Below are 812 nucleotides of genomic sequence, written 5' to 3' on the forward strand. Positions count from 1 at the left end.
GCCCCGCGTGAGGGTGGCTACCGTGGTGGCGACCGTGACGGTTCGCGTTCGGGTGCCCCGCGCGAGGGTGGCTTCCGGGGCGGGGACCGCGAGGGTGGTTTCCGCGGCGGCGACCGTCGCGAGGGTGGTTTCCGTGGTGGTGACCGCGATGGTTCGCGCTCGGGTGCCCCGCGTGAGGGCGGTTTCCGGGGCGGCGACCGCGAGGGTGGCTTCCGCGGCGGCGACCGTCGCGAAGGCGGTTTCCGTGGTGGCGACCGCGATGGTTCGCGTTCCAGCGCCCCGCGTGAGGGTGGCTACCGTGGTGGCGACCGTGACGGTTCGCGTTCGGGTGCCCCGCGCGAGGGTGGCTTCCGTGGCGGCGACCGCCGTGAGGGCGGCTATCAGGGTGGCGATCGCACCCGTTCCGGCCCCTCCCGTGAGGGTGGCTTCCGTGGTGGCGAGCGCGAGGGTGGCTTCCGCGGCGGCGAGCGTCGCGAGGGTGGCTTCCGCGAGGGATCCCGACCTGGCGCGCCCCGCGAGGGCGGCGGCTTCCGGGGCGGTGACCGTCGTGAGGGTGGTTACCGGGATGGCTCCCGCACGGGTGCCCCGCGTGAGGGTGGCTTCCGTGGTGGCGACCGCGAAGGTGGTTTCCGCGGTGGCGACCGGGACGGCGCCCGTTCCAGCGGCCCCCGCGAGGGTGGCTTCCGTGGTGGCGACCGTGAGGGTGGTTTCCGCGGCGGCGACCGTCGCGAAGGCGGTTTCCGCGGTGGCGACCGGGACGGCGCCCGTTCCAGCGGCCCCCGCGAGGGTGGCTTCCGTGGTGGCGACCGTGA

General features: G+C 75.6%; 1 pseudogene. It reads right to left on the reverse strand.

Going from position 1 to position 812, the window contains the following annotated elements:
- Nucleotides 1–812, reverse strand: a pseudogene (locus ACPXBU_RS34800) (hypothetical protein); the annotation flags it as partial.

Source organism: Micromonospora sp. DT231 (assembly GCF_049847025.1).
Taxonomy (GTDB): Bacteria; Actinomycetota; Actinomycetes; order Mycobacteriales; family Micromonosporaceae; genus Micromonospora.